At 69.0% G+C, this 23409-nt stretch carries 23 protein-coding genes and 1 other RNA gene; 7 read left to right on the top strand and 17 right to left on the bottom strand.

Annotated elements, in window-relative coordinates:
• Window position 1 precedes the first annotated feature (1 nt).
• On the top strand, window positions 2–895 hold the full coding sequence (locus BLU08_RS01530) for a hypothetical protein (protein WP_090194387.1): 894 nt from the start codon (window positions 2–4) through the stop codon (window positions 893–895).
• 125 nt (window positions 896–1020) lie between these two features.
• Here the strand turns inward: BLU08_RS01530 and BLU08_RS01525 are convergent, their stop codons facing one another.
• The 7 genes from BLU08_RS01525 to hrpB all read right to left on the bottom strand — a co-directional run bounded on the left by BLU08_RS01525 (window position 1021) and on the right by hrpB (window position 9460).
• The gene (locus BLU08_RS01525) at window positions 1021–1293 is read right to left on the bottom strand and encodes an HU family DNA-binding protein (RefSeq protein WP_034900822.1); all 273 of its coding nucleotides are present in this window, start codon (window positions 1291–1293) and stop codon (window positions 1021–1023) included.
• Window positions 1294–1541: 248 nt separating this feature from the next.
• Window positions 1542–3950 carry an endopeptidase La gene (gene lon, locus BLU08_RS01520; protein WP_090194384.1) on the bottom strand — a complete coding sequence of 803 codons (2409 nt, stop codon included), beginning with the start codon at window positions 3948–3950 and terminating at the stop codon, window positions 1542–1544.
• A 275-nt stretch (window positions 3951–4225) separates the two neighbouring features.
• Window positions 4226–4567 carry a YbaB/EbfC family nucleoid-associated protein gene (locus BLU08_RS01515; RefSeq protein ID WP_090194381.1) on the bottom strand — a complete coding sequence of 114 codons (342 nt, stop codon included), beginning with the start codon at window positions 4565–4567 and terminating at the stop codon, window positions 4226–4228.
• A gap of 19 nt (window positions 4568–4586) precedes the next feature.
• Window positions 4587–6371: a DNA polymerase III subunit gamma/tau gene (locus BLU08_RS01510; protein WP_233996043.1), complete on the bottom strand. Its 1785-nt coding sequence runs from the start codon at window positions 6369–6371 to the stop codon at window positions 4587–4589.
• Between the two features lie 70 nt (window positions 6372–6441).
• An RNA gene (gene ffs, locus BLU08_RS01505) (signal recognition particle sRNA small type) lies at window positions 6442–6536 on the bottom strand.
• A gap of 80 nt (window positions 6537–6616) precedes the next feature.
• Window positions 6617–6895, bottom strand: coding sequence for an ETC complex I subunit (locus BLU08_RS01500; protein ID WP_090194378.1), 279 nt, complete (start codon window positions 6893–6895; stop codon window positions 6617–6619).
• A 126-nt stretch (window positions 6896–7021) separates the two neighbouring features.
• Complete coding sequence (hrpB, locus tag BLU08_RS01495) at window positions 7022–9460, bottom strand: ATP-dependent helicase HrpB (protein ID WP_090194377.1); 2439 nt, start codon at window positions 9458–9460, stop codon at window positions 7022–7024.
• 64 nt (window positions 9461–9524) lie between these two features.
• Here hrpB and BLU08_RS01490 point away from each other — a divergent pair, with 64 nt between their 5' ends.
• On the top strand, window positions 9525–10061 hold the full coding sequence (locus BLU08_RS01490) for a T4SS efffector SepA family protein (protein ID WP_157674418.1): 537 nt from the start codon (window positions 9525–9527) through the stop codon (window positions 10059–10061).
• Between the two features lies 1 nt (window position 10062).
• Here BLU08_RS01490 and BLU08_RS01485 read toward each other — a convergent pair whose 3' ends face one another.
• Complete coding sequence (locus tag BLU08_RS01485; RefSeq protein WP_090200865.1) at window positions 10063–11073, bottom strand: polyprenyl synthetase family protein; 1011 nt, start codon at window positions 11071–11073, stop codon at window positions 10063–10065.
• A gap of 67 nt (window positions 11074–11140) precedes the next feature.
• Between BLU08_RS01485 and BLU08_RS01480 the strand changes: the two genes are divergently transcribed.
• Window positions 11141–11485 (top strand): chorismate mutase, encoded by a 345-nt coding sequence (locus BLU08_RS01480; RefSeq protein WP_233996042.1) that lies wholly within the window; start codon window positions 11141–11143, stop codon window positions 11483–11485.
• A gap of 240 nt (window positions 11486–11725) precedes the next feature.
• Here BLU08_RS01480 and BLU08_RS01475 read toward each other — a convergent pair whose 3' ends face one another.
• The 7 genes from BLU08_RS01475 to BLU08_RS01445 form a co-directional block, all read right to left on the bottom strand.
• A complete protein-coding gene (locus BLU08_RS01475) occupies window positions 11726–12412 on the bottom strand; it encodes a hypothetical protein (RefSeq protein WP_090194373.1) in 687 nt (228 codons plus the stop codon).
• A gap of 62 nt (window positions 12413–12474) precedes the next feature.
• Window positions 12475–13404, bottom strand: a complete 930-nt coding sequence (locus BLU08_RS01470; RefSeq protein WP_090194371.1) for a hypothetical protein — start codon at window positions 13402–13404, stop codon at window positions 12475–12477.
• Window positions 13401–13970 carry a sigma-70 family RNA polymerase sigma factor gene (locus BLU08_RS01465; RefSeq protein WP_172800956.1) on the bottom strand — a complete coding sequence of 190 codons (570 nt, stop codon included), beginning with the start codon at window positions 13968–13970 and terminating at the stop codon, window positions 13401–13403. Before BLU08_RS01465 ends, BLU08_RS01470 begins: the two co-directional genes overlap by 4 nt.
• A gap of 137 nt (window positions 13971–14107) precedes the next feature.
• Window positions 14108–15619 carry a sensor histidine kinase gene (locus BLU08_RS01460; protein ID WP_369816810.1) on the bottom strand — a complete coding sequence of 504 codons (1512 nt, stop codon included), beginning with the start codon at window positions 15617–15619 and terminating at the stop codon, window positions 14108–14110.
• Window positions 15570–16247 (bottom strand): response regulator transcription factor, encoded by a 678-nt coding sequence (locus tag BLU08_RS01455; RefSeq protein ID WP_090194368.1) that lies wholly within the window; start codon window positions 16245–16247, stop codon window positions 15570–15572. Before BLU08_RS01455 ends, BLU08_RS01460 begins: the two co-directional genes overlap by 50 nt.
• Window positions 16248–16390: 143 nt before the next feature.
• On the bottom strand, window positions 16391–16726 hold the full coding sequence (locus BLU08_RS01450) for a hypothetical protein (RefSeq protein ID WP_090194366.1): 336 nt from the start codon (window positions 16724–16726) through the stop codon (window positions 16391–16393).
• Window positions 16727–16817: 91 nt separating this feature from the next.
• Window positions 16818–17549: an SIMPL domain-containing protein gene (locus tag BLU08_RS01445; RefSeq protein ID WP_090200859.1), complete on the bottom strand. Its 732-nt coding sequence runs from the start codon at window positions 17547–17549 to the stop codon at window positions 16818–16820.
• Between the two features lie 113 nt (window positions 17550–17662).
• Here BLU08_RS01445 and BLU08_RS01440 point away from each other — a divergent pair, with 113 nt between their 5' ends.
• Together BLU08_RS01440 and BLU08_RS01435 are read left to right on the top strand one after the other, a co-directional pair.
• On the top strand, window positions 17663–19483 hold the full coding sequence (locus tag BLU08_RS01440; RefSeq protein ID WP_090194364.1) for an ABC-F family ATP-binding cassette domain-containing protein: 1821 nt from the start codon (window positions 17663–17665) through the stop codon (window positions 19481–19483).
• On the top strand, window positions 19480–20061 hold the full coding sequence (locus BLU08_RS01435) for a uracil-DNA glycosylase family protein (protein ID WP_090194362.1): 582 nt from the start codon (window positions 19480–19482) through the stop codon (window positions 20059–20061). The genes BLU08_RS01440 and BLU08_RS01435 overlap by 4 nt, the downstream gene beginning before the upstream one ends.
• A 3-nt stretch (window positions 20062–20064) precedes the next feature.
• Here the strand turns inward: BLU08_RS01435 and BLU08_RS01430 are convergent, their stop codons facing one another.
• Complete coding sequence (locus tag BLU08_RS01430; RefSeq protein ID WP_090194360.1) at window positions 20065–20538, bottom strand: DUF6456 domain-containing protein; 474 nt, start codon at window positions 20536–20538, stop codon at window positions 20065–20067.
• Between the two features lie 106 nt (window positions 20539–20644).
• On the opposite strand from BLU08_RS01430, the gene BLU08_RS01425 reads away from it, so the two are divergent.
• Window positions 20645–21226 (top strand): helix-turn-helix domain-containing protein, encoded by a 582-nt coding sequence (locus BLU08_RS01425; protein WP_090194357.1) that lies wholly within the window; start codon window positions 20645–20647, stop codon window positions 21224–21226.
• 10 nt (window positions 21227–21236) lie between these two features.
• Window positions 21237–22418, top strand: coding sequence for a glycosyltransferase (locus tag BLU08_RS01420; protein WP_090194354.1), 1182 nt, complete (start codon window positions 21237–21239; stop codon window positions 22416–22418).
• Between the two features lie 7 nt (window positions 22419–22425).
• Here BLU08_RS01420 and secF read toward each other — a convergent pair whose 3' ends face one another.
• Entirely contained in the window at window positions 22426–23406 is a 981-nt protein-coding gene (gene secF / locus BLU08_RS01415) for a protein translocase subunit SecF (protein ID WP_090194352.1), read from the bottom strand.
• Window positions 23407–23409: the final 3 nt, after the last annotated feature.

Below are 23409 nucleotides of genomic sequence, written 5' to 3'. Positions count from 1 at the left end.
CATGACACGCCATTCGCCGATCCGTTTCGCCGCCGCGCTCGTCGCGGCGCTTGCGCTGGTCCTGTCGGGCTGTTTCGTCGCGCCCGGCAGGTTCGACAGCACGCTGGTGCTGAACGGCGACGACACGTTTACCTTCACCTATGACGGCGAGATCTTCTTCCTCGGCCTGTCGAGCCTTTCGCAGATGGGTGCCGCGGCCGAGAGCTTCGAGCCGAAATGCACGGTGGAAGGCAGCTTCGAGGAGCGCGAATGCACCCCTGCGGAGGTGGCCGGGCAGCGCGCCGAATGGGATGCCGGTGCCGACCGGCGCGCCGCCGAGGCGAAGGAGAAGGCGCAGCAGATGGCCGCGGTCATGGGCGGGATCGACCCCTCGGACCCGGAGGCCGCGCAGGAGCTCGCCGCCCTGCTCATGCGCCACGAAGGCTGGGAACGGGTCGTGCCGAAAGGCGACGGCGTGTTCGAGGTGGGGTACAGGATCGACGGCTCGCTCGGCCACGATTTCCTGTTCCCGGTGATCGAGGATTTCCCGCCGTCCGGCCCGTTCGTCCAGGTGATCCTGCGCAAGGACGACGTGGTGCGGATCAACGCGCCCGCCTTCGCCGCGCAGAACGACAATCCATTGGGCGGCATGATGGGCGGCATGATGGGCAACATGGGCGCGCTGGCCGGGCTCGCGGCGCTGGGAGACGAGGAGAATGGCGGCGAAGGCCAGCAGATGCCGGACATCCCCCAGGTCGAGGGCACGTTCACGCTCGTGCTGAAAGGCGGGATGCGGATCCTTGCGAACAACACCGACGAAGGCCCGGACGCGACCCCCACCGGCGAGGTGCTGTCATGGGAGATTTCCCCGCGGACCAGGGCGGCGCCGACCGCGCTAATCGATCTTGCGCCCTGACCGCCCCGCGCCGGGCAGCGTTGCGGCCGGCGGCAAGCCATAAAAAAACCCCGCCGGCCGCATGGCCAGCGGGGTCTTTCGGCCCGGACAGCGAGGCGAGGCGCCCTGCCCGGCTTGGCCGGTCGTCAGTTGACCGCGTCCTTGAGGCCCTTGCCGGCCTTGAACTTGGGCTGGTTCGACGCCGGAATCTTCATTTCTTCGCCGGTGCGCGGATTGCGTCCGGTCGAGGCCTTGCGCTTCGCGACCGAGAACGTGCCGAAGCCGACCAGCCGGACTTCGTCCCCGCTCGAAAGCGCCTTGGTGATCGCCTCGAACACGCCTTCGACGGCATTGGAGGCGTCGTTTTTGGAAAGGCCACTCGTTTCGGCGACGGCGCTGATCAGATCGTTCTTGTTCATGTTGGGAACCCCCTCACTTTTGAGATTGTGTGTGGAATCGGTGAATCGCCTCCCTCGAAAGCCTACAGAATGAGACTTTTTGCGAGAGGCTGTCAAAGGCAAATCGCCCGGAAAACCGCGCCTGCGGGATGAAGCCACGGCTTTTGCGACGAACCGAGGTTCGCCTCCCGATCGGATCATCCGGCGTCATTCCCGTGCAGTTTGCGACCCTTACCGCGATTCGCGGCAAGCCGGGCTTCCCTAGCCGCTCAATGCGCGGTTGGCACGTCCGAAGCGACAGGATTTTCGCTCCCTGCGGCGGCGTGCGGCTGAGAGGCGAGATCGTCCTTCTCGGTCCATTCGATCGGATCGGGCAGGTCGATGATCGCGCGATCGAGCACCTCGTCGACGTGGCTGACCGCGACGATCTCGAGGCCTTCCTTCACGCGATCGGGAATCTCGGCGAGGTCCTTGACGTTCTCCTCGGGGATGAGGACGGTCTTGATCCCGCCGCGCAGCGCCGCAAGCAGTTTCTCCTTCAGTCCGCCGATCGCCAGCACCCGCCCGCGCAGGGTGACTTCGCCGGTCATGGCGATGTCGGGCCGGACATGCGCGCCGGTGAGGGTCGAGACGATCGAGGTGACCATGCCGATCCCGGCGCTCGGCCCGTCCTTTGGGACGGCGCCTTCGGGCAGGTGGATGTGGACGTTCTTGCGCTGGAAGATCGAAGGCTTGATCCCGTAGGCCGGAGCGCGCGCCTTGACGAAGCTGAAGGCGGCCGCGACGCTTTCGTTCATCACCTCGCCGAGCTTGCCGGTGGTCTTGATCTCGCCCTTGCCCGGCGTGGTCACGCTTTCGATGGTGAGCAGCTCGCCGCCGACCTGCGTCCAGGCGAGACCCGTCACCGCGCCGACCTGCGCCTCTTCCTCGCTCATGCCGTGCTTGAATTTCCGCACGCCCGCGAAATCGCCGAGGTTTTCGGGCGTCACGGTCACGCTGTCCACCTCGCCTTCGAGGATCTTGCGCAGCGATTTCCGCGCCAGCCGCGCGATCTCGCGCTCCAGCGTGCGGACGCCCGCCTCGCGGGTGTAGTAGCGGATGAGATCGCGCAGACCCTCTTCGGTGAGATGGAACTCGCCCTCCTTGAGGCCGTGCTCGTCGATCTGCTTGGGCAGCAGGTGGCGCTTGGCGATCTCGACCTTTTCGTCCTCGGTGTAGCCTTCCAGCCGGATGATCTCCATCCGGTCGAGCAGCGGCTGCGGCAGGTCGAGGCTGTTCGCGGTGGTCACGAACATGATCCCCGACAGATCGAGGTCGAGTTCGAGATAGTGGTCCTGGAACTTGTTGTTCTGTTCCGGGTCGAGCACCTCGAGCAGGGCCGAGGCGGGATCGCCGCGGAAATCCTGGCCGAGCTTGTCGATCTCGTCGAGCAGGAACAGCGGGTTGATCGTGCCTGCCTTCTTGAGGTTGCTGACGATCTTGCCCGGCATCGATCCGATATAGGTGCGCCGGTGGCCGCGGATTTCCGCCTCGTCGCGCACGCCGCCCAGCGACTGGCGCACGAATTCACGGCCCGTCGCCTTGGCGATCGACTTGCCGAGGCTGGTCTTGCCCACCCCGGGCGGGCCGACAAGGCACAGGATCGGGCCTTTCAGCTTGTTGGTGCGCGCCTGCACCGCGAGGTATTCGATGATCCGGTCCTTGACCTTTTCAAGGCCGTAATGGTCCGCATCGAGCACGTCCTGCGCAGCGGCTATGTCCTTCTTGATCTTCGATTTCTTGCCCCAGGGCAGGCCCAGCAGCACGTCGAGATAATTGCGGATCACGGTCGCCTCCGCGCTCATCGGCTGCATCGCCTTCAGCTTCTTGAGCTCGGCCTGCGCCTTGGCTTTCGCTTCCTTCGACAGCTTGGTCTTCTCGATCTTCTCGGTCAGCTCGGCGATCTCGTCGCCGTCCTCGCCGTCGCCGCCGCCCAGTTCGCTCTGGATCGCCTTCAACTGTTCGTTGAGGTAATATTCGCGCTGCGTCTTCTCCATCTGGCGCTTCACGCGCCCGCGGATCTTGCGCTCGACCTGGAGGACGGACAGCTCGCCTTCCATGAAGGCCATGACGAGTTCGAGCCGCTTGAGGGGATTGCTCTCGGCCAGCAGCGATTGCTTGTCGGATACCTTCGCGCTGATCGCGGCGGCGATCATGTCGGCAAGCTGGCCGGCATCGTCGACCTCGCCCAGCTCGATGTCGGTTTCCTCGCCCAGCTTCTTGTTGAGCTTGGCATATTCGCCGAACTGTTCGGACACCTGACGCATCAGCGCGGTGACTTCGCTGCCCGCGACCGTCTCCGGCTCGAGCAGGTCGACCTTGGCGAGGACGTGGCCATCCGCCGCGGAAAGCTCTGCCAGCCGAGCACGATGGGTCCCCTCTACCAGCACGCGCACGGTCCCGTCGGGCAGTTTCAGCAGCTGGAGCACCTGCGCGACCACGCCGACCTCGTAGAGGTCTTCGGCCTCCGGATCGTCGGTGCCCGGATCGAGCTGGGCGAGGAGGAATATGTCCTTCGAAGCTTCCATCGCCGCCTCTAGCGCGGCAACCGATTTCTCGCGCCCGACGAACAGGGGCACGACCATGCCGGGAAAGACGACGATGTCGCGAAGGGGGAGGAGGGGAAAGGTCTGGGTCATGTCATCGGGTCCGTGAAGAACTTGTCGCTGGCGGCAGAAGTGCCTGCCTTTGCCCGCGAATATGGGTAGCGCGGGCCGCGCTCGCAATGGCGCGCAGGATTACGCTGTGGACGCCGTCGGCAATGCCTCCGCCCCGGCGCGCGCCTGCCGCGACCCTGCGGCAAGCGAAGGCCGTTCATGCTGCGGCCTTGCGACAAGCGAAGGCCGCTCATGCTGCGGCCTTGCGACAAGCGAAGGACCGGCGCCTCGTGTCGCGGGCTCGGAACCGGCCGTCCTCACCCCATGCCCGGCAGGTTGAACCCCGGCGGCAGGCCCATCGAGCCCTGCATTTCCTTCATCTGTTCGGCCGAAACCCGGTCGGCCTTGTCGCGCGCGTCGTTGAAGGCGGCGGTGACGAGGTCCTCGAGCACCTGCTTTTCCTCCGGCTTCATCAGGCTGTCGTCGATCGCGACACCGAGGATGCGACCCTTGGCGGTCGCGCGGACCGTGACAAGGCCCCCGCCCGAACGGCCCTCGACCTCGAGGCTGTCGAGCTTGGCCTGCATTTCGCCCATCTGCTTCTGGATCTGCTCGGCCGCCTGCTGGGCCGCCTGCATCATTTCTTCCATCGATTTCATCGCGTCGTCTCCATGTCGTTCACGTCGCGCGGCTCATGCGCGCGACCTTGCCTTGCTGCCCCTCGTCCTCGAGCCATTCGGCCTCGGGAAAATTCGCAAGCGCGGCCTTGACCAGCGGGTCGGCCGCGATCCGATCGCGCGCGGCCCTTGCCTCGGCCTCGGCGGTTTCCCGCAGGGAAGGCTGCGCGGGGCCGTCACCTTCTTCAAGATGCCAGCGCCGTCCGGTCAGCTTGAGCAGCGCGTCGCGGATTTCGGGCGCGGGATCGTCGGGAAAACTGTCCGCCCGCTGGAACACGAGACGTTCATCGCCCAGTTCGATCACCCGCACCCGGTCGCGCATCATCTGGGCGACGCGCAGGTGCCCTGCCGCCTCGACCCGCTCGACGAGTTCGGCCCAGTCCGCGTGATCCTGCGCCGTTTCCGCGCCGCCGCCAGCACCGCCCTCGCCCGGCGGCGCAGCGGGCGCGGGGGTCGGGCCGTTCTTCGCAATTTCCTCGATCCGCCGCGCCAGCCGGCCCGGATCGGGCATCTCGGCCGCGTGCAGCACCCGCAGCAGCGCCATCTCCAGCGCGACCAGCGGATCAGGCGCGGAGCGGACCTCCTCGTGCCCCTTCAGCAGCAATTGCCACAGGCGGTGGAGTTCCCCCGCCCCCAGCCGCGCGGCGAAATCGGCGAGCGCGCGGCGCTCCTCCTCGCCGGGCGCATCGGGCTCCGCCGCGGCAACCTGCGCCACGGTGATGCGGTGGACGAGGTCCATCAGCGCCCGCATCAGCGCGAGCGGCTCGACCCCCAGCGCGTATTGCTCGCCCACCGCCGCCAACAGCGCCTGCGCGTCGCCATCGAGCACGTGGCCGAGCAGGCGGCGCCGCGCGCTCTTGTCGGCAAGGCCGAGCATGTCGCGCACCCGCTGCGCGGTCACTCTGCCGCCCTCGTCGAGATCCGCATGGGCGATCGCCTGGTCGAGGATCGAAAGCCCGTCGCGCACCGATCCTTCGGCGGCCGCGGCGATGATGGCGAGCGCCTCGTCCTCCGCCTCGACCCCTTCCTCGGCGCAGACCCAGGCGAAATGCCGCGCAAGCAGGTCCGCCGGAATGCGCCTGAGGTCGAAACGCTGCGTCCGGCTGAGCACGGTGACGGGCAGCTTTTCCACTTCGGTCGTGGCGAACAGGAATTTGACGTGCGCCGGGGGTTCCTCCAGCGTCTTGAGCAATGCGTTGAACGCATTGCGCGTGAGCATGTGGACCTCGTCGATGATGTAGATCTTGTAGCGCGCCGAAACGGCCGAATACTGCACCGCGTCGATGATCTCGCGCACGTCGTCGACCCCGGTGTTGGAGGCCGCGTCCATCTCGATCACGTCGATGTGCCGCCCCTCGGCGATGGCGCGACAGGGTTCGCACTGGCCGCAGGGATCGATCGTCGGCCCGCCGGTCCCGTCCGGCCCGACGCAATTGAGCGCCTTTGCAATCAGCCGCGCGGTCGAGGTCTTGCCGACCCCCCTCACCCCGGTCATCAGGAAGGCATGGGCCAGCCGGTCGCGCTCGATCGCATTGGCGAGCGTGCGGACCATGGGCTCCTGCCCGATCAGCTGGCTGAAGGTCTGCGGGCGGTATTTCCGCGCGAGGACGCGGTAGGGCTGCGCCTGGTCGGGCGGAGCGGGAGCGGCAGAGGGTGCCGGCGCGGGTTCGGGCGCAGGTGCGGGCGCCTTCCCGAACATGGAATCCTGGCCCGCAGCCTCGAGCTCGGCCGCGCTTGGGCGGTCGTCTTCCTCGGTCTCGGGCAGGTTGGAATCGGAATCGTTCACGCGCGCAAGCTAGGCGCTCGGCGAGCCTTTGTCATGGCAAGCCGTCGCGAAAAATGTGCGCTGCGAGGGGAATGAAGGAGCCGAGCGACCCGCCGCAATTCACCTGGGCTGCTTCCTTCCGGACCTGACCCGGTGAGCGAACGCAAACGTCCACCCGACTCCCGGACGCGCATATGGCGCGAAACTCGCGCGAATTCAACACCGGGATTCAAGCCCCACGAGCGCAGCTCGCATGAGCGAGGATACTACTTGAAATTATCCGCGTAGGCCTGGAGCTTGAGCCGCTTGGGCGGCGTCGCATGGACCCGCGCGGGAATGCCGTGTTTCTCGGCATAGGCCCTGGCCGCTTCCTTGGTCGGGAAGTTCAGTCGCACCTGCGCCTGCGTGTCGCCGCTCCCGGCCCAACCCATCAGCGGGTCGGGCCGCAGCGCCTGCGACCGCTCGAATTCGAGCACCCAGGTATCGGTCTGGGCCTTGCCGGACTGCATCGCGCTCTTGGGCTGCTGGTAGATCACTGCGGGCATTTTGTCTGCGTTTCCTCGCTCATGCGGCCTGATGGCCGCGTCGCTGCGGGCGGCCGGTCGGCCTTGCGGCGCGTTTCGCGCGCCGACGGACCCGCTCAAACCATGGCGTTTTCCGATAATCCAGAATCAGCCGCGATTGAAGGCATTCTTTGTCTTGAGGCTCGGCTTTTCTTCCCACGGCCGCTCGGGCCAGCGGTGCTTGGGATAGCGGCCCTTCATGTCCTTCGCCACGTCCAACCAGCTGCCGCGCCAGAAGCCGGGCAGGTCGCGCGTCGCCTGCACCGGGCGGCCGGCGGGACTGGTGAGCTTGAGCAGCAGCGGCACCCCGCCGATCATCGGATGCGCGTCGAGCCCGAACAGCGCCTGCACCCGCACCTCTACGCTCGGCGCGTCCTCGCCCGCATAGTCGATCGCGTGCCGCGTGCCCGCGGGCGAGGTGAAATGGATCGGGGCCTCGCGCCCCAATCGCTGGCGCTCGTCCCAACCGGCCAGCCCGAGCGCCGCCTCCGCCACCTTCGCCGGGGCAAGCTCGAGATCGCGCCGACCCTCGAGCAGGGGGGCGAGCCACAGGGCGGCGCTCTCTCGCAGCGCTTCGGGCGAAAGCGCCTCGATCCCGGCGAAGCGGGCGCGGGCAAGGAAACCCGCGGGCAGCAGGCCGTTCCCGGTCCCCAGCTTTTCCAGAGCCTTGTCCACGAGGATATCCACAACCGCCTGCGGGTCGGGCGAAGGCTCCGGCACGCTCGTCAGCGTGATCGCGCCGAGCCGCCGATGCCGCACCGCGCGCACCCGGTTCTTGCCGTCATCCCAATCGGTTGCGAGCGTTTCCTCGATTCGATCCGCAAAGATCGCCGCGACCCGTTCGGGTGCCAGGGCCGCGCCCGCGGTAATCCGCGCGCCCGATGCCTGTCCCTGCGCGTCGCCGATCACGATCCATTCCGCACGCGCCAGCGGCGAGGCCGGATCGAGCCGGAACCCGCGCCCGCCCGCCGCGAGCCAGTGCTCGCCCGCAGCATCGCGCCGTCGGGCGACGAAATCGGGCCGCGCAAGGGCGAGGCATTCGAACGGATCGAGCTCGCGCGCGCCCCGCTCCGCCAGCCCCCGCGCCCGCTTCGCCCATCCCTTCGCGGTCCCGCGCGCGGCCTCGGCCCGCTTGCCGCGCTCCCGCGCCCATGCCGCGAGGCGCTGCGCGAGGTCCTCGCTCCGCCCGCCGAGACCGCGTTCCTGCAACAGCATTACGAGCCGCGCCGCCTCCTCCTCGCACCCGGCCTCGGCGGCGAAAAGCAGCGCGGCGGCATGGTCTGGCGCCATCGGCAGGGCCGCGACCTTTTGACCCCATGCGGTGATCCGGCCCCCGTGTTCCGGCGCATCAAGCGCGCCCATCGCCGCCAGCCGCGCCCGCGCGCTTGCGACGGCGACTTCGGGCGGCGGGTCGAGCCACGGCAGCGCGGCCGGATCGCCCCCGCCCCAGCGCGCCAGCGTCAGCACCAGCGGAGCGAGGTCGGCGGTCGCGATTTCGGGCGCGGCGAATTCGGGCCGGCCGGGATGCCCGGCTTCCTCCCACAACCGGTAGGCGACGCCCGGCCCCTGCCGCGCCGCCCGGCCCGCGCGCTGATCGGCGGCGGCGCGGCTCGCCCGGCGGGTGACGAGATGGGTGGTCCCCGCCGCGGGATCGAATTCGGCCAGGCGCGCAAGGCCGCTGTCGACCACGACCGAAACGCCGTCCAGGGTGAGCGAGGTCTCCGCGATCGCGCTCGCCAGCACGATGCGGCGGCGCCCCGTCGGATCGCGCGCGATGGCGGCACGCTGGGCGGCGGGCTCGACCTGCCCGTGGAGCGGCAGGATCGGGGTATCGGGCAGGCGAGGCCCGAGCCGTTCGCGGACCCGTTCGATTTCGCGCAGGCCCGGCAGGAAGGCGAGCACGTCGCCCGTCTCCTCGCGCCATGCCCGCATCACGGCGCCCGCGACCCGGTCCTCGACCGCTTGCGAGGCATCACCGCCAAGCCATTTTATCTCCAGCGGAAAACTTCGCCCTTCGCTGGTCAGGACCGGCGCTCCCTCGCCCAGCAGCCGGGCGAAACGCGCCCCGTCGATCGTCGCCGACATGACCAGCACGCGCAGATCCTCGCGCAGCACTGCGCGGCTTTCGAGCGCGAGCGCGAGCGCAAGGTCGCTGTCGAGATGCCGTTCGTGCGCCTCGTCGAACAGCAGCGCCGAGACGCCGGGCAGTTCCGGGTCCTCGACCAGCCGGTTGACCAGGATCGCCTCGGTCACGACCAGCACGCGGGTCCGCGCCGAGATCCGGCTTTCGAGCCGCGTCGCATAGCCGATCGTCCCGCCCGCCTCCTCCCCCAGCATGGCCGCCATCCGTTCGGCCGCGGCGCGGGCGGCGACCCGGCGGGGCGAGGTCAGGATGACCTGCCCATCGCACCACGCCTCCCCCAGCAGCGCGGGGGCCACCGCGGTGGTCTTGCCCGCCCCCGGCGGCGCGACCAGCACGCCCGCGCCGCAATCGCGCAGGGCGCCGAGCACTTGCGGCAGCACTTCGTGGATCGGAAGCGAATTCATCTTGACGGACGAGCCTCGATATGAAAATATGAAATTATGAATTGATGGATTTATGGAGGCGTTGATGAAGATTGAGATTGCAGACTCGGACTTCCCGCGCCTTCAGGCGTTGGCTCAACCATTCGTGGACACTCCTGCGTCGGTCATCACCCGCTTACTTGATCTGCACGAGAAGGGAGTGACGGCTTCTACCACGCCAGACAAGTTTCCCGGCATCAAGCGTCACTCGCTTGAGAGACTGCCGCCATTGACACACACGAAGGTTATGGATGGTCACTTCGACGGCGCGAGCCCTGCCAAGTTCAATTGGGATGGCTTCGTGAGGCACGCGCTTATCCAAGCCTTAAGCGCGACAGGCTCCGTTGATGGCCTCCGTCGAGCTTCCGGAGCAAATATTAAAGAAGGGAAATTTGAGGACCAAGGCTACAAGTTTGTGCCGAGCCACAATTTCTCTTTTCAAGGCGTTTCGGCCGAGGATGCCGCAAAAATCATCGGGCGGTGTGCCCGGAGTCTCAAGGCTCCATTCAGAATCGAATTCATCTGGCGCGATAAACCCGACGCGTTTCGCCCGGGCGAACGGGGATTTATTGAGTTTCCGTAGCTCAATATCCCCGCGCGACCGCGAATTGCGCGGCTTCCGTCATCGCCGCGCGCGCCTTGCCGTCGGGGAAGATCGAGATCGCGTCGATCGCCCGGTGGGCGAAATGGCGGGCGCGTTCGCGCGTGTCCTCGAGCGCGTCGTGCTTCTCGATCAGGGCGACGGCGTGGGCGAAATCCTCGTCGCTCGCGCGGTGGCCGAGGATCGCGTCACGCCAGAACTTGCGCTCCTCCCCGCTGCCGCGGGCGTGGGCGAGGATGACGGGGAGCGTCATCTTGCCCTCGCGGAAATCGTCGCCCCGGTCCTTGCCCATCTGCGCCGCGTCGGAATCGTAGTCGATCGCGTCGTCGACGAGCTGGAAGGCGACGCCGAGATTGCGCCCGTATCCTTCGAGCGCGCGTTCCTGCTCGTCGGAGCATTCCGCGACCACGGCGGCGATCTGGCTGGCCGCGGCGAAGAGCGCGGCGGTCTTGGCCCCGATGATGTCGAGATAGCGTTCCTCGCTCGTCTCGATCTGGCGCTGGGCGGTGAGCTGCGAGACCTCGCCCTCGGCGATCACCGCGCTCGCATGGCTGAGGATCTTGAGAACGCGCAGGGACCCGTCCTCGGTCATCAGTTCGAAGGCGCGGGAGAACAGGAAATCGCCGACCAGCACCGTCGCCGGATTGCCGAACACGATGTTCGCCGCCGCCTTGCCGCGCCGCAATTCGCTGCCGTCGACGACATCGTCGTGCAGCAGCGTCGCGGTGTGGATGAATTCGACCGCGGCCGCGAGCTTGTGATGGCGCGTGCCGTTGTAGCCGACCAGTTCCGCCCCGGCGAGCGTCAGCATCGGCCGGAGCCGTTTTCCCCCGCCCGAAATGAGATGCCCGGCGAGCCGCGGGATGAGCGGAATCTCGCTCTGCATCCGTTCCAGAATGACGGTGTTCACCGCATTCATCCCGCTCGCCGTGAGGGAGAGCATCGGATCGAGCGTCGGCCGCTTGCGCGGCAGGGGGACGACGTCGGCTGTCATATGCAGGCGCATTTGGAAGAGGCTTGGACGCTTGGCAAGCCGCAAATTGCTGTTAGCCTTGCAATCCATGTCCGAAGAAACGCACATCGCCCCCGCCGCCGGGGAAGCCGGAAAGGCCGCCGACCCGCCCGCGCCCGACCCGGTCCTGGCGGGCTATCGCCGGAGCATCGACAACATCGACGCGGCGCTGATCCACATGCTTGCCGAACGGTTCCGGATCACCCAGGCAGTGGGCGAATACAAGGCGAAGGCGACCCTGCCCCCCGCCGATCCCGAGCGCGAACGGCGCCAGATCGCGCGGCTGCGGAAATTGTCTGAGGAAGCCGATCTCGATCCCGAATTCTCGGAGAAGTTCCTGCGCTTCATCATCGACGAGGTGATCCGCCACCACGAAAAGGCGCGCTCTCGCTAGGGGGCGGACGGGCTTTCCCTTCGGCGAAGCACCGCGACGCCGCGCAGGCGCGCTTGAACGCGCACTGGATGCCGTCGGGAAGGGAAGGGGCACACGGGGGGGCCCTTGCCTCCCCCGTGTGCCCGTCCGGCCCGCCCCCGTCCACCTTGCAGGGGCTCAGGCCGGCTCGTCGAGCCGCGCCGGGTCATGCTGTGCGCCCGGCCCGGGGCCTGGTCCGGGCGCGCGCGGCTCGAAGCGGTGTCAGCGGCGCGGACGCCCGCCGCGCTGGGGCGGGCGCTGGCGCTGCCCGCCGGCGCCGCGCCGGGGGCGGAATTCGGGATCGCGCGTGCGGCTGACATTGTGTTCGGTCCGGATCCCGCCGCTTTCCGTGCGCGAGCGGGTGGTCGTGCGGTCGCGGCCGTAGAGCGTCTGGCCCTCCGGCCCGGTGATGCGCTGGCTCGCCTGCGAATTGCCCGCCCCGTCGCGGCTGCGCGATGCGGAGACGCCGTATTGCTCCCCGGTGCGGGTGGTGGCGGTGCCGGCGAAGGTCGAACCCATCTCGCCGCGCACCCGTTCGCCTTCGAAGGAGCGGGTTGCGCCTTCCGGCCCGGTCCGGCTGCGGGCGACGGTCGAGCCGGTTTCGGTGCGCTGGCGGTCCAGGCTGGTCGAGACGGTCTTGCCGCTTTCCTTGGCCGTGGCGGTGCGGTCGCGTTCGAGCGTGCCGGCCTCGCGGTCCAGGGTCGTGGTCTGGGTGACGGTCGCATTGGGCCCGTCGAAGGTCTTCGTGCGGCTCTCCTGCGCGAAGGCGGGGGCCGGGACGAGCCCGAGCGCGGCGAGCCCGGCGAGGGCGGGAAGGCAGATCACGGTTCGCATCATGGCGTCCTTTCGGATCAGAAGTCGTTGCGGTTCGATCCCGCCCGTCTCGTCACGTTCGCCGGGCAGGGACATTGCCTGAACGGGAAAGGCGTGCGCGACCCTTCGCATCCGCCGCGGCCTTTTTTCGCCGCCGCTTACGAACCGTCCGGCGGCGGTTCGGGCGCGGCGTCCGCAGGAGGCGGCGCCGGCGGGCCTTCGAACCGGCGTTCGAGGCGCTGCTGGCGGCCTTCGCGCCATTGCCGGATCCGCTCGCGGCGTTCGTCGGGCGGAAGCTGGCGCAGGCGCTCGATCGCGCGGCGGCCGCGTTCGGGAAGTATATCCGCGGGACGCACCGCCTCGCCTGCCTCGACCTTTTCGCGCAGTTCCTCGCGCCGCGTCTCGAGCCGCTGGCCGATGCGTTCCTCGCGCCGCTCGCGGGCGGCCTCGATCCGTTCGCGCAGGCGCGCCTCCGCTGCGGGATCCGGCACCGCCAGGCCCTGTTCGCGGCGCCGCTCCAGCGCGCGTTCGAGCCGCCGCTCGGTCGCCTCGCGGCGCTGCTCGCTGCGGCGGGCGCGCAAGTCGTCGTAGCGGCGGAAGACCTCCTCGAGCTCCTCGGGCGTGTCGATCGGGCCTTCGATGGCGACGGTGGCGCGGGTCGCGGCGGGCCGCGGCGGGGCGGCTTCGGGCGGAGGCGGCGGGGCGGCGACGCGTTCCGGCCCCGCGATGTTCGCCCACAGTTCGCCCGGCGAAGGCACCCGGTCGGGCAGCACGCCGAACAGGCCGGCCGCCGCCGCCGCGCTGGCGAGCGCGCCGAACACCGCCGCCCCCACCGCCAGCCGCCGCCCGCTGCGCCAGCGCGCGGCGCGGTGTCCGGCCCGGCGCAGCGGCGGGAGTTCGGCGGGGCCATCGGCGGCATGATCGGCCGCATGATCGGGGGCCTGATCGGCGGGCCGCCCGGCCGTGCGGGCGAGCACCCGCGCCGCGAAGTCCCCGGGCAGCGGCGGCACGCGCGCGGCGCGCAGGACCGCATCGAGCGGTTCGCCCGGCCGGATCGGTGCGCCGTCCTCGCGCGCGGGATCGTTCATGACGCGCCTCCTTCGCCCGCCACCTGCGCCTCGAACGCCTTCCGCAGCGCCGCGCGGGCGCGGTGCAGGAGGGATTCGAAGGCCTTGATGTTCATCTCCATGATCCCGGCCGCCTCGGCATTGGCGAGATCCTCGTAATAGGTCAGCACGATCGCCGCCCGCTGGCGGTCCGGCAGGCCGGCGATCAGTGCGCGGGCGAGCGCGCCCTCCTCGTCGGCCGCCAGCGCCTCGTCGGCGAGCGGGGCCTCGTCGGCGCGCTCCGGCACGTCATCCTCGCCCGAATGGCGGCGACGCACGCGCAGCCGGTCGATCGCGAGGTTCACCGTCACCCGCTTCAGCCATGGCCCCAGCCGCATCCGCCCCGGCGCGAGGCCCGGCGCCTTGTCCCACAATCTCAGCATGGCTTCCTGCGCGATGTCCTCGGCCTCGTGCGCGTCGCCCAGCATCCGGTAGGCGATCCGGTGGAGCAGCGCGGCGTGCTCCGCGATCGCCTCGGCCAGCGCCTGTTCCTCGCGCGCGGCGATGCGCGCGACGAGCACCGCGTCAGCCGCCTGCGTCGCGGGCATCGGGCCCGCCGGCATCGGGGCAAGGTCCCCCTTCATTCGTTTCGGCGCGTTAGGCCCCGTGTTCCTGCGTCGGTTACCGGTCACGGGCTCTAACGGCGGAACCTCACCGAACCCTTCGCCCGCGAACGAAAAAAGCGTCAGGCGCGCGGCAGGCGCAGTTCGACCAGCAGCCCGCCCAGATCCTCGCTCTGCCCGAGCTGCACCGACCCGCCGTAGATTTCGACCACGTCGCGCACGATCGCAAGGCCAAGGCCCGTCCCCGGCTTGTCGGTGTCGAGCCGCGCGCCGCGGTTGAAGATGCCGGCGCGTTCGGCTTCGGGAATGCCGGGGCCGTCGTCCTCGATCCAGATCAGGCACTGTTCGGCCCCGTTGTCGGCGTCGATCGTCACGAACACGCTGCCCCCGCCGTATTTCGCCGCGTTCTCGATCAGATTGCCGAGGATCTCGTCGAGGTCCTGCCGCTCGACCGCGACCTTGGCCGACGTGCTTCCCGCGATGTCGAGCCGGCCTTCGGGATGGAGCCGCTCGACCGCGCGGCGCACCGCCTCGGCGCTGGTGCGGACATTGGTGCGGGCATGGCCGACCGCGCGCCGCCCGACCGCGCGGGCGCGGGCGAGGTGATGATCGACATGGCGCTGCATCGTGCGGGTCTCGCGCATCACGGCCTCGGCAAGGTCGGGCGCCTGCGCGGTGGCGGCGTTGGTCAGCACGGTGAGCGGGGTCTTGAGAGCATGGGCGAGATTGCCCGCGTGGCGCCGCGCTTCCTCGGCCTGTTTCTCCGAATGGGCGAGGAGTGCGTTCAATTCCTCGACCATCGGCTGGACCTCTTCGGGGAGCGGTTCGGTGATCCGGTTCTCGCCCGTGGTCCGCAGGGTCTGGATCGCGGCGCGCACCCGGCGCAGCGGGGAAAGGCCGTAGCGGATCTGCAGCAGCGCCATCCCGATGAGGCCGAGGCCGAGCACGGCGAAGCTCCAGATCAGGATCAGCCGCACGCTCTGCACCTGCGCGTCGATCTCCTCGGTCGCGCTGGCGACGGCGAAGGTCCAGCGCGTGTCGCTTCCGGGCAGGATGACGGTGCGTTCCGCGATCCGCAGGGGTTCGCCTTCGAACTGGCGCGAGTTGTAGAAGCGCGCCTCGCTGTCGAAACCGTCCCCGTCCGTCTCGACCACGCCTTCGAGTTCGAGCGTGCGGTCCCACAGGCTGCGCGAGGGCCAGGGGTCCTGCCCGTCGCCGTCGATCTGCCAGTAGAGCCCGCTGCCGGGTTCGAGAAAGCGCTGGTCGCCGAGCACGCGGTAGAACGACACCTCGCCGCCGGGCTGGACCTCGGCCGAGGCGATCATGGCGGTGAGGATGTATTCGAGCTGTTCGTCGAAATTCTCCTTCACCTGCCCCGTCAGCGTGCGTTCGAGCGCGAGCCCGCCGCCCAGGAGCAGGACGAGGATCCAGCCCGTCGCGATGAGCCCCATGCGCCGCGCGAGGCTGCCGCGCCGGCGCATGGCGAGCGGGTGGTCGGAGGCGGGCGGCGCCCCCGCCTCGCCAGCCGCCGCCGCAGCGCTTTCGGCCCCGCCCGCAGGCGAGGTCGCGGCGCTGCCCGCGGGCTCAGGCCCGCGGTGCGTCCGCGGGGTCGTCGAGGCTGTAACCGAGGCCACGGATCGTCGTGATCACTTCTGCGCCGAGTTTCTTGCGGATGCGGGTGACGAAGACCTCGATCGTATTGGAATCGCGATCGAAATCCTGGTCGTAGATATGTTCGATAAGCTCGGTGCGGCTGACCACCTTGCCCTTGTGGTGCATGAGGTAGGACAGCAGCTTGTATTCCTGCGCGGTCAGCTTGACCGGCTCGCCCGCCAGCGTCACCCGGCCCGAACGCGTGTCGAGCCGCACGTCCCCGGCGGTCAGTTCGGAGGAGGTGTTGCCGGAAGCGCGGCGGATCAGGGCGCGCAGTCGGGCGATCAGTTCCTCGGTCTGGAAGGGCTTGGCGAGATAATCGTCCGCGCCCGCGTCAAGCCCCGCGACCTTGTCCGACCAGCTGTCGCGCGCGGTCAGCACGAGAACGGGAAAGTCCCGCCCCTCTCGCCGCCACATCCCGAGCACGGTAAGCCCGTCGATCCCCGGCAGGCCGAGGTCGAGGATGACCGCGTCGTAATCCTCCGTGCTGCCGAGGAAGTGCCCGTCCTCCCCGTCGGCGGAAAGGTCCACCGCATAGCCGTTCTGTTCCAGCGTCGACTTCAACTGCTGGCCGAGCGTGGGTTCGTCTTCGACGATCAGGATCCGCATTGTCCACCATCTGCCTGTTGCGCCTTGCCCGTTCCCGGGCGCCCGTTTTGCCGGGCACCCGTTTCGTTGGGCGTTCGGCTTCGCTTCGTCAACTCAGGTGGGGACGCGCGGGTCCGGTGTCCACCGCCCGGGCGCGCTTCGCGTCAGCGCGACCGGTTGATGATCCGGCCCGTGGCGCCATCGACATCGACGTTGATGACGCGCCCTTCCTTGATGAACTTCAGGCGGTAGGCGCGCGCGGTCGCGTCATAGGCGAAGCCGAGATATTCCGCGCCGCGCATCCGCGGGAGGACGAGCCGCTCGATCTCGCCGATGGTCTTGATGTTGCCCGCCTTCATCGCCTTGCGCGCCTCGCCCTGGTCGGAACGGGACTGGTCCTGCGCCGCGGCGGCGCTCGCGCCCGCGCTAGCCGGGACGACGAGCGCGCCGAGCGCGAGAGCGGCTAGGAAGCCGGCGAGAAGGGAACGAAGCCGTTTCATATCGCGTGAGGAAATAGCGCCAAGGCATTGAACGGGCAGTGAATGGAAAGCCCATGCCGGGTCCGGACGGCGTCGGGGATCGCGAACAGGCTCACGGCGCGGCTTCATCGACCAGTTCATAGGTGATCGCGATCATCACGCTCGTCTCGACCAGGCCGGGTTCGACCGGGGTCGCACTGACCCTGGCACTGTCTACCGCCATTTCGCGCATCGCGTTGGCGGGCGACGGGCCGCGACCCTGGATCATCTCGCTGATCCGGAGCACCTTCGCCCCGTCGTAACCCAGCATCGCGGCATAGGCCTCGGCCCGCTCGCCGGCGCGCTCGATCGCCCGATCGCGCGCCGCATCCGTTGCCGCTTCGTCGTCCTCGAGCCCGAAATTCGGCCCGCTGATGTCGGTCGCCCCGGCCTCGACCAGCGCATCGAGCGCCGCGCCCGTGCCATCGATGTCGCGCAGCTTCACGCTCACCCGGTTGGAGACGGTGTAGCCGCGGAAGACCTGTTCGCGGTTCTCGCGATCATAGTCGTAACGCGGCGACAGGTTGACGCCGGTGGTCTGGATATCCTTCTCCGCGACGCCGAGCGCCTTGATCCGCTCGATCACGCGGGTCATCTCGGCCGCGTTCTGCCGCATCGCCTCGACCGCCGTCGGGGCCTCGCTGGTGACGCCCGCGCCGATGGTGACGATGTCGGGCTCGGCCGTGATGCTTTCGCGGACGCTGAGCTGGATGACCGGGCCTTCCGCCTCGATCTCGACATTGGCGGCGCTTGCGGGAAGGGCGAAGAGCGCCCCGGCGAGCGCGGCGGCAGAAGCGGTTTTCATGGCGAAGTCCTCCTTTTCGCCGACCTGTCCCGCAGGCCGGCTTTCCATCCCCTGAACCGCGCGCACTCAACCTCCTTGTGGCCCGCGATGCAAGCGATTACCTGAGCGCGGCAATGGCCCGCCCCCCGATCCTCAGCCTCGAAGACGTCTCGCTCCAGCAGGGCGGGCGCTGGCTGTTCGGTCGCGGCCCCAATTCGGACGGGCCGGAGCCGGTCGATCTCCATGTCCTGCCGGGTGACCGGCTCGCGCTCATCGGGCGCAACGGGGCGGGCAAGACGACGCTGCTGCGGCTGGTCACCGGACGGATCGAGGCGGATCGCGGCACGCGGCGGGTGAAGCCGGGGACGCGGATCGTCTTTCTCGAACAGGATCCCGATTTCAGCGGTTTCGACACGCTGATGGATTTCGCGCTCGGCGGCGAGGATGCGCCCGCGCCGCACGAGGTCGAGGCGATCGCCGGCCAGCTCGGCATCGACATGACCCGCGAGGCGGCGACCGCCAGCGGGGGCGAACGCCGCCGCGCCGCGATCGCCCGCGCACTGGCGCAGGACCCCGATCTCCTGCTGCTCGACGAACCGACCAACCACCTCGATCTCGGTGCGATCGACTGGCTCGAGGACTGGCTTTCGCGGTACAGGGGCGCCTTCATCACGATCAGCCACGACCGCACCTTCCTCAAGCGCCTGACCCGCGCGACCCTGTGGCTCGACCGGGGCACGCTGCGCCGCAAGGAGGTCGGTTTCGGCGGCTACGAGGCGTGGGAAGAAGCGGTCTATGCCGAAGAGGCGCGCGCCGCGGAAAAGCTCGACGCGAAGCTCAAGATCGAGGCGCACTGGCTCGAACGCGGCGTGACCGCGCGGCGCAAGCGCAATCAGGGGCGGCTCGAGAAACTCCACCAGATGCGCGCCGCGCGCGCCGCGATGATCTCGACCGGCGGGGCGGCGAAGCTGAAGCTGGCGAGCGACGAGGATTTCAAGTCGAAATCGGTGATCGTCGCGGAAGGCATCTCGAAAAGCTTCGGGGACCGCACCGTCATCAAGCCCTTCACCCTGCGCATCCAGCGCGGCGACCGGATCGGCATCGTCGGCGCGAACGGGGCGGGCAAGACGACGCTCCTGAAGCTCCTCACCGGCGAGCTGGAACCCGACAGCGGGACGATCACGCACGCACGGACCCTGTCGGGCGTGATGATCGACCAGCAGAGGAAGCTGCTCGAACCCGATGCCACGGTGCGCCAGATCCTCGCCGAGGGCGGCGACTGGATCGACGTGCGCGGAGTGTGCAAGCACGTACAGGCCTATCTCAAGGAATTCCTGTTCGATCCCGCCATCGTCGACACCAGGATCGGAATCCTGTCGGGCGGCGAGCGTTCGCGGCTGCTGCTTGCCCGCGAATTCGCACGCACGGCGAACCTCCTCGTGCTCGACGAGCCGACCAATGATCTCGATCTCGAAACGCTCGACCTGTTGCAGGAGGTGATCGCCGATTTCGACGGCACCGTGCTGATCGTCAGCCACGACCGCGACTTCCTCGACCGCACGGTGACGGTGACGCTGGGGCTCGACGGGTCGGGCAAGGTCGATATCGTCGCGGGCGGCTACGCGGACTGGGAGGCGAAGCGCACCCGGCCGGTCGCGGGCGGGCCGAAGGCGAAACCGGACGGGCCGGCACCCGCTCCGACCCCGTCCCCGCCCCCGCCGAAAGCCGAAAAGCTCTCCTACAAGGACCAGCGCGACTACGAGAGCCTGCCGCAGCGGATCGAGGAGCTGGAGGCGGCGATCGCCAAGGGCGAGGCGATCCTCTCCGATCCCGACCTCTTCACCAAGGATCCGCAGCGCTTCGCCACCATCTCCAAGGGGCTGGAAAACGCCCGCGCCGAAAAGGACGCCGCCGAGGAACGCTGGCTCGAGCTTGCCGAACGGGTCGAGGGGTGAGCGAGCGCGCCGAGCGCCTTCACGCCGAAATCGCCGCCTGCACCCTTTGCGCCGAACACCTGCCATTGGGGCCGCGGCCGGTGGTGCAGTTCTCGCCCGCCTCGCGGGTGCTCATCATCGGGCAGGCGCCGGGAACGAAGGTCCATGCGAGCGGCGTGCCGTGGGACGACGACAGCGGCGAGCGGCTGCGCGGCTGGCTCGGGCTGGAGCGCGCGGCGTTCTACGATCCTGCCAGGGTCGCATTGATGCCGATGGGTTTCTGCTATCCCGGCAGACGCAAGGGCGGCGATGCCCCGCCGCGCCGGGAATGCGCGCCGCACTGGCATGACCGCGTGCTCTCGCTCCTGCCCGCCCGGCGCCTGACCCTGCTTGTCGGCAGCTATGCCCAGGCCGCCTACCTTCCCGAAACGCGCCGCCTTACCATGACCGAAAGGGTCCGGCGGGCGGGCGAGTTCGGACCCCTCTTTCCCCTGCCCCACCCCGCCTGGCGCGCGCGCCTGTGGATGGCGAAGCACTCATGGTTCGAGGCCGAAACCCTGCCCCGCCTGCGCGCGGCGGTCGCCAGGGCACTGGATTGATCGTCAGCGGATGCGGTAGAACTCCGCCACCCGTTCGAGCGCGATCCGCAGCACCAGCTTGCCGCTGCGCGCCGGCCAGCCGAGCGCCTTTTCCGCGGTAGGCAGCGCCTCGCCCGCGCAGACGACGCGCCAGAGGATGTCCTCCAGCCCCTTGCCCGCGTGCCGGATCGCCCCGTCGAAGCGCTGCTTCGCGGCGACCTGCCGCTCGGTCGGGGTGAGCCCTCTTTCGCCCGTGGTCTTCGCCCGCACCGGGTCCCAGCGCATCGTAACGCCGGGCGCGAGCTGCGCGCGCTCGTAATCGTTTCGCAAGGCTTCGCCCGCATCGAACAACCGGTCGTCGAGATGGCCGCGCGCGTGGAGCCAGGCGAGCGGGGATTCGGCGAGGTTGACCGTGACCGTGCGCCGCTTGCCCCGCGCATCGCCGCTGCGGCGCGGGCCTTCATTCGTCAGTTCGCGTTCCACGAGGATGCGCTTCATGGCCGAGATCTCCTGTCCTGCGGGACGACAGGGCTTGCCAAAGAGGAAAGCGTGTAGGAAAGAACAAACCGATCTGGTGAAACGACGGCATCGGGAGCGGGTGTACTTGATCAACCGAATACGCGATATCCGCAAGGCCAAGGGGCTGACGCTGGCGGAGCTGGCCGAGGCCTGCGACCCGCCGACGACGGCGCAGACGATCGGCCGGCTCGAAACGGGGATGCGGAACCTCTCGCTCAGGTGGATGGACCGCATCGCCCGGGCGCTCGAGGTCGATCCGGAAAGCCTGGTGCGCTCCGAGGACAGCGAGGCACCGCGGGTCGTCGCGCAGCTCGGCCCCGGCGGCGCCGAGGCGCTGCGCGCCCCGCGCGAGGCGCTGTTGCCGACCGAACTGGCGAATGGCGGGGCGGCGGGGCCGCTCAGCGTGCTTGAGGTCACCGCGAGCGTCGGGGAATATCGCCCCGGCGACCGGCTCTGGCTGCGCCGGATCGAACCCGGGGACGCGGGCAAGGCACTGAACCGCGACTGCCTCGTGCCGCGACCGGGCGGGCGGCTGGCCTTCGGCCGGCTGATCGACCGGCAAGGAACGAGGATCGGCCTGCTGCCCCCGGGGGCCGGGCAGAAACAGGTGGTGGTCGACAATCCGCCCTGGATCGGGCTCGCCGCCATGCTGGTGCGCGAATTGTGAGCGGGCGGCGATGAGGCACGTCCTTTCGATCAGCACGCTCTGGCCCAACCCGGTCGCGCCGCGTTTCGGGACCTTCGTCGCGCGCTCGCTCGAGGCGCTGGCGAAACGCGGCGACTGGCGCGTCACCGTCATCAACCCGATCGGCCTGCCGCCCATCGCGCTCGGCCGCTACCGCGAACTGTCCGGGATCGAGGAGATCGCAACGGAAGGCGGCATCACCGTCCACCGCCCGCGCTTCACCCTCATTCCCAAAATCGGCGGGCGCCGCAACGGGGCGGCGATCGCCCGCGCGGCGCTGCCGGTAGTGGAGCGGATCCACGCGGAGCATCCGGTCGATCTTGTCGACGCGCAGTTCTTCTTCCCCGACGGCCCCGCTGCCGCCCGCATCGCGCGCAGGCTCGACCGGCCGCTTTCGATCAAGGCGCGCGGGGGGGACATCACCTATTGGGGCGGCATCGACTACGCCCGCGAACAGATGCTCCGCGCCGCGCGGCAGGCGGACGGGCTGCTCGCGGTGAGCGAGGCGCTGAAGCGGGAGATGGCGCTCATCGGGATGGAGCGCGACAAGATCACGGTCCATTACACCGGCCTCGACCGGGACCGGTTCCGCCCCCTCGCGCATACCCGCCTGCGGTGCCAGCTGGGCGCGGAGCTCGGCATTCCCATGCCCGACCACGCGCCGCTGCTCGTCTGCGTCGGCGCGCTGATCGAACGCAAGGGCCAGCACATCGTGCTCGACGCGCTGACCGAGGTGCCGGGCGCGCACCTGGTGCTGGTCGGCCGGGGCGAACAGGAGGCGCAGCTGAAGGGGCAGGCGCACGCGCTGGGGCTGGCCGACCGGGTGCATTTCGTCGGCCTGTTCGACCATGACGTGCTGCCGCTGATGCTGTCGGCCGCGGACGCGATGGTGCTGCCGAGTTCGAACGAGGGCCTCGCCAATGCCTGGGTAGAGGCGCTGGCCTGCGGGACGGCGGTGGTGACCTGCGACGTCGGCGGGGCGCGCGAGGTTATCACCGGCCCGATGGCCGGCCGGCTGGTGGCCCGCGATCCGAAGGCGGTCGCCGCCGGGATCAACGCCGTGCTGAACGATCCCCCGCCGCGCCAGGCGGTGGCGGCGCTGGTCGAGGGTTTCAGCTGGGAGGAGAACGCCGCCCGGCTGGCGGAGCATTACGCGCGGCTGGTCGCGGGGTAGGCCCCGTTCAGGCTTCCCCGCGTGCGATGCGTTCCTGCCGGTCGGCCTCGCTCTCCCGCGGGACAAAGCTGTTCGAATCCACCCCCAGCCAGATCAGGATCGGCGAGGCGAGATAGACGCTCGAAAAGGTCCCGACGAACAGGCCGAAGGTGATCGCCGCGACAAGTCCGAACAGGCTCGCCGGGCCGAACACCAGCAGCGGCAGCAGCGCGACGAGCAGCGTGAGCGAGGTCATGACGGTGCGGGCGAGCGTCTCGTTCATCGACAGGTCGAGCACCTCGACGATCTGCATCTTGCGGAATTTCTTGAGGTTCTCGCGGATGCGGTCGAACACCACGATCGTGTCGTTCAGCGAATAGCCGATGATGGCGAGGATCGCGGCGATGATCTGCAGGCTGAATTCGAGCTGGAACAGCGCGAACAGGCCCAGCGTCAGCGAGACATCGTGGAACAATGCGAACAGCGCACCCGCACCGAACTGCCATTCGAACCGGATCCAGATGTAGAGCGCGACCGCCGCCATCGCTGCGAGCAGCGCGAGGATCGCGTCCTGCCGGAATTCGCCCGAGACCTTGCCCGAAACCGAATTCACCGCGTCGATCTGGATGTCGTCATAACCCGCCTCGAGCGCGGCGGTGATGCGCTTGGCCAGCTCGTCCGCGAAAGCGGGGTCGCCCTCGGCCTCGGGCGGAAGCTTGACCCGGATCGAGACCTGGTTCGCTTCGCCGAAGCGCTGGACGATCGGATCGCCGACTCCCTCTATCGCGGCGAGGCTCGTGCGCAGTTCGGGGACCGGGGCCTCGGCGCTTTCGGTGAAGGTCGCCTGGATTTCCTGCCCGCCGGCGAAATCGACCCCGAGATTGAGCCCGTTGACGAAGACCAGCGCCCAGCTCGCCGCGATCAGCACCAGGCTGGTGACGAAAACCGGCATACGCCATTTGAGGAACTTGATGTTCGTGCCGTCCGGAACGAGTTTCAGGAGTTTCATGCT

The sequence above is a fragment of the Erythrobacter sp. HL-111 genome (assembly GCF_900105095.1).
Lineage (GTDB): Bacteria > Pseudomonadota > Alphaproteobacteria > Sphingomonadales > Sphingomonadaceae > Erythrobacter.
The sequence above is the reverse complement of the archived record's forward strand: the minus strand, read 5'-3'. Positions and strand labels throughout refer to the sequence as shown.

Bases quoted from the DNA above. Each gene is read 5' to 3' on its own strand.
- BLU08_RS01530 (WP_090194387.1), top strand. From the start codon at position 2: ATGACACGCCATTCGCCGATCCGTTTCGCCGCCGCGCTCGTCGCGGCG.
- BLU08_RS01525 (WP_034900822.1), bottom strand. From the start codon at position 1,293: ATGAACAAGAACGATCTGATCAGCGCCGTCGCCGAAACGAGTGGCCTT.
- BLU08_RS01490 (WP_157674418.1), top strand. From the start codon at position 9,525: ATGAAGATTGAGATTGCAGACTCGGACTTCCCGCGCCTTCAGGCGTTG.
- BLU08_RS01445 (WP_090200859.1), bottom strand. From the start codon at position 17,549: ATGAAAACCGCTTCTGCCGCCGCGCTCGCCGGGGCGCTCTTCGCCCTT.
- secF (WP_090194352.1), bottom strand. From the start codon at position 23,406: ATGAAACTCCTGAAACTCGTTCCGGACGGCACGAACATCAAGTTCCTC.
- BLU08_RS01485 (WP_090200865.1), bottom strand. From the start codon at position 11,073: ATGACAGCCGACGTCGTCCCCCTGCCGCGCAAGCGGCCGACGCTCGAT.
- BLU08_RS01475 (WP_090194373.1), bottom strand. From the start codon at position 12,412: ATGTCCCTGCCCGGCGAACGTGACGAGACGGGCGGGATCGAACCGCAA.
- BLU08_RS01440 (WP_090194364.1), top strand. From the start codon at position 17,663: ATGGCCCGCCCCCCGATCCTCAGCCTCGAAGACGTCTCGCTCCAGCAG.
- BLU08_RS01430 (WP_090194360.1), bottom strand. From the start codon at position 20,538: ATGAAGCGCATCCTCGTGGAACGCGAACTGACGAATGAAGGCCCGCGC.
- hrpB (WP_090194377.1), bottom strand. From the start codon at position 9,460: ATGAATTCGCTTCCGATCCACGAAGTGCTGCCGCAAGTGCTCGGCGCC.
- BLU08_RS01450 (WP_090194366.1), bottom strand. From the start codon at position 16,726: ATGAAACGGCTTCGTTCCCTTCTCGCCGGCTTCCTAGCCGCTCTCGCG.
- BLU08_RS01500 (WP_090194378.1), bottom strand. From the start codon at position 6,895: ATGCCCGCAGTGATCTACCAGCAGCCCAAGAGCGCGATGCAGTCCGGC.
- BLU08_RS01420 (WP_090194354.1), top strand. From the start codon at position 21,237: ATGAGGCACGTCCTTTCGATCAGCACGCTCTGGCCCAACCCGGTCGCG.
- BLU08_RS01465 (WP_172800956.1), bottom strand. From the start codon at position 13,970: ATGCCCGCGACGCAGGCGGCTGACGCGGTGCTCGTCGCGCGCATCGCC.
- lon (WP_090194384.1), bottom strand. From the start codon at position 3,950: ATGACCCAGACCTTTCCCCTCCTCCCCCTTCGCGACATCGTCGTCTTT.
- BLU08_RS01515 (WP_090194381.1), bottom strand. From the start codon at position 4,567: ATGAAATCGATGGAAGAAATGATGCAGGCGGCCCAGCAGGCGGCCGAG.
- BLU08_RS01480 (WP_233996042.1), top strand. From the start codon at position 11,141: ATGTCCGAAGAAACGCACATCGCCCCCGCCGCCGGGGAAGCCGGAAAG.
- BLU08_RS01455 (WP_090194368.1), bottom strand. From the start codon at position 16,247: ATGCGGATCCTGATCGTCGAAGACGAACCCACGCTCGGCCAGCAGTTG.
- BLU08_RS01470 (WP_090194371.1), bottom strand. From the start codon at position 13,404: ATGAACGATCCCGCGCGCGAGGACGGCGCACCGATCCGGCCGGGCGAA.